The 3,286-nt window shown below is 30.5% G+C and carries 5 protein-coding genes; all 5 read left to right on the top strand.

Annotated features, from left to right (window positions below):
• Positions 1-611, top strand: a 611-nt coding sequence (locus Q0W06_RS19455) for a phage tail protein (protein WP_297639799.1), incomplete at its 5' end; no start/stop codon positions are given.
• On the top strand, positions 608-1,054 hold the full coding sequence (locus Q0W06_RS19450) for a hypothetical protein (protein WP_297639797.1): 447 nt from the start codon (positions 608-610) through the stop codon (positions 1,052-1,054). The genes Q0W06_RS19455 and Q0W06_RS19450, both read left to right, overlap by 4 nt.
• 10 nt (positions 1,055-1,064) lie before the next feature.
• On the top strand, positions 1,065-1,343 hold the full coding sequence (locus Q0W06_RS19445) for a hypothetical protein (RefSeq protein WP_291942160.1): 279 nt from the start codon (positions 1,065-1,067) through the stop codon (positions 1,341-1,343).
• Complete coding sequence (locus tag Q0W06_RS19440; protein ID WP_297639794.1) at positions 1,343-2,746, top strand: phage tail sheath family protein; 1,404 nt, start codon at positions 1,343-1,345, stop codon at positions 2,744-2,746. The genes Q0W06_RS19445 and Q0W06_RS19440 overlap by 1 nt, the downstream gene beginning before the upstream one ends.
• Before the next feature lie 15 nt (positions 2,747-2,761).
• On the top strand, positions 2,762-3,280 hold the full coding sequence (locus tag Q0W06_RS19435; RefSeq protein WP_297639792.1) for a phage major tail tube protein: 519 nt from the start codon (positions 2,762-2,764) through the stop codon (positions 3,278-3,280).
• Positions 3,281-3,286: the final 6 nt, after the last annotated feature.

Below are 3,286 nucleotides of genomic sequence, written 5' to 3'. Positions count from 1 at the left end.
AAATGGTTGAAATATCACAGAGTAATTTGAAAGAAGCAGCTGAGTTATTATCTGGAATAAAAAATGGTATGGGAAAAGCTACTGCTAGAGCAATTAATCATACAACAGCTAAAGCTAAAACTCAAATGAAAAGAAAAGTAGGCAAAGATTACTATATAAAACAAGGTGATGTTGATAAAACATTAAAAGTAAAAAAGGCTTCTTGGACAAATCCATTTGCTACAATAACTTCGAAATCAAGAGTATTAGGATTAGATAAGTTTAAAGTAACTGTAAAAGGCGGAGTTGTAAGAGCAGCTATTAGTAAACTAGAAGGTTATAAAGATAGAAAAGGTGGCTTTATAGCAAATGTAAAAAACTTTAGTGGTGGTTCATGGAGGAGAGAGAAGGGAAGAAACATATTTACTCCTAATTTTTCTCATAAAAGCGGTGCTAGAGTATTCAAAAGGATTGGAAAAAAAAGATTACCAGTTAAATCATTATATGGTGCTTCAGTTCCAGGAATGATAAGTAGTAAAAATGTTATAGCTGATTTAAATAAGTTTGTAATAGTAGAAACAAATAAAAGGTTAAGTCATGAGGTAGGAAGATTATTAGGAGGATTTAGATGAATATAGGAGTTTTAGAAATAGCATTAAAAAAATTTGTAGAAGAAAATACAAGAGATCTATTATTTTTAACTCAAAATAAAAAGGACCCTAAAAGACCTGTAAAAGTATTCTCTGGATTTATACCTCCTAATACTGCTGAAGATGAAATACCTGCAATAGCAATAAGGTTTAATAAGGGAGATGATGCTCCAGAAATAAGATATTTATATTTTGATTTATATTTTGCAATATTTAATAAAGAGACTGAAGGGTATAAGGAGTTAACTAATTTAATAGAGAGAGTTATAAATCGTATATCAGAGGAAAAATATATTGGAGATTACTTTGTTTTTGAAGATATAGCAGAGTTTGAAATAGAGGATGAACAGCCTTATCCTTTTTGGATAGGAAATGCAAGAGTTAAATTTGGAGCACCTAAACCAAATTTTACTGGTTATAGATAAGGAGGATAAATTGGCAAAAGCGAAAACAGAAAATAAAGAAGAAAAAAAATATTCAAAAATGTATTTAGGTCCAACTGTTGGTAAATATGGACTTCAAAATGGTTCAGTTATCATTGGGGATGTAAAAATATTATATGAGAGTGCAATAAAAGAGATTCCAGAATTAGAAAATTTATTTGTTAATGTAGATAAGGATTTAGCATTGAAAAAAGGAGCAATCTTTCAAAAAGGAACAAATGAAAATTTTTATTATAGCAAAGTCATAGAAAAACTTACAGGAGGTAAATAATGGCATTTCAACATGGAGTAACAGGTAGAGAAAATCCTACAAGTGTTATAGCAGCATCAACATCTGAAATGGTAGCAGTTTATGTAGGAACAGCACCAATTAATATGGCAAAAGAAAGAAAAGTAAATGATCCAGTTCTTTGCTATTCATATTCAGAAGCGGTTGAAGCTATGGGATATTTAAAGGATTTTGAAAATTATACTTTATGCGAGGCAATTGATGCACACTTTAGTAAGTTTGGTTCTGCTCCAATAGTTTTAATAAATGTCTTAGACCATGAGACACATAAAGCTGAAACAGCAGAAGCTGAAACAATTACAAAAGAAAATGGAAAATTTACAATAAAGAAAACAGGAGTTATCCCAGAAACAGTAACAATTGAAGGGCAGACAAATTTGAATTTTCAATTTGATGATGATGGATATTTAGTTATTATTGGAACTATTCCTGGAGAAACAGTAAGTGTAACTTATAGTTTTTTAAAACCTAGTATGGTAACAGCAGAAGATATTATAGGTGGGATAGATACAAATACTGGAAATGAAAAAGGGTTAGAGTGTATTGAGAATATATTTCCAAAATATAGGGTAATTCCAAATTTAGTATTAGCTCCTAAATTTTCAACTGATTCCACAGTAGCAGCAGTTTTAGAAACTAAAGCCAGTAAAATAAATGGACATTTTCAAGGATTTGCTATATGTGATATAGACACTAAAACAACTAGAAAATATACAGATGTTCCTGGAATAAAAGAAAACAACAATTTGAATTCAACTTATTTATCAGCTTTTTGGCCAATGGTAGCACTAGGAACGCTTAAATATCATATGAGTACTCAAATAGCTTGTATTATACAGGCTTTAGCAGCTGAAAATGATGGAGTGCCATTTAAATCTCCTTCTAATAAATCTTTAAAAGCTGATTCAGCAGTTTTAGCAGATGGAACACCAGTTTTACTAGGAGTAAATAAAGCAAATTATTTAAATAGTAATGGAATTGGAACCGCTTTAAACTTTATTGGAGGATGGAAAAGTTGGGGGAACTATGCAAGTTGTTTTCCAGCAGTAACAGACCCAAAAGATGCTTTTATAGCTTCAAGATTGATGTTTAACTTTTTAAATAATACTTTAGTTACTACATTTTGGCAAAAAGTTGATGAACCAACAAATAAAGTTTTAATAAATACAATAGTTGATAGTTGCAATATTTGGTTAAATGGACTCACTAACCAAGGTCAAATATTAGGTGGAAGAGTCGAGTTTAGAGAAGAGGATAATCCTACAACATCATTAGTAGCTGGGAAAATAAGTATTAGAGTGTTCTATACACCACCTTTACCAGCACAGCAAATAGAATTTTTAAAAGAAATAGATGTAAAGTATTTTGATACTTTATTCCAATAAAAAATGGAGGCTTAAATGAAAATACCTGAAAAAGTAATTAATTTTACATGTTATGTAAATGGGTCGAATGAATTAGCAGGAATGGTAGATTTAAATTTACCAAAGATAGAGCATATGGTTGAAACTATATCTGGAGCTGGAATAGCAGGAGAAATTGAAAGTATTACACCAGGACATATATCAGCAATGACATTTTCGGTTAATTTTAGAAGTTTAGTTGATAAAAATCTTTCATTAATAAAACCAGAATCTTATGCTTTTGAAGTTAAAGGGGCCTTACAAGAAACCGATTCAAAAACTCAGAAAGTTGAAGTAAAAAAATTAACTGTAGCATTAAGAGGATTCCCTAAATCAGCTGAACTTGGCAAGTTAGCAGTTTCAAAACCTACAGATTCAAATGGAGAGTTTACATGTGAATACTTAAAAGTTGACATAGGTGGAAAAACAACTGTAGAAATAGATAAACTCAACATGGTATTTATGGTTGATGGAAAAGATTACTTAGCAGAAGTAAGAGCAGCTTTAGGAAAATAGGAGGAA

It is taken from the genome of uncultured Clostridium sp., assembly GCF_947072515.1.
GTDB lineage: Bacteria > Bacillota > Clostridia > Clostridiales > Clostridiaceae > Clostridium.
Note: the sequence above shows the minus strand (reverse complement) of the source record. Positions and strands in the feature narration are given on the sequence as shown.

Bases quoted from the DNA above. Each gene is read 5' to 3' on its own strand.
- Q0W06_RS19450 (WP_297639797.1), top strand. From the start codon at position 608: ATGAATATAGGAGTTTTAGAAATAGCATTAAAAAAATTTGTAGAAGAA.
- Q0W06_RS19440 (WP_297639794.1), top strand. From the start codon at position 1,343: ATGGCATTTCAACATGGAGTAACAGGTAGAGAAAATCCTACAAGTGTT.
- Q0W06_RS19435 (WP_297639792.1), top strand. From the start codon at position 2,762: ATGAAAATACCTGAAAAAGTAATTAATTTTACATGTTATGTAAATGGG.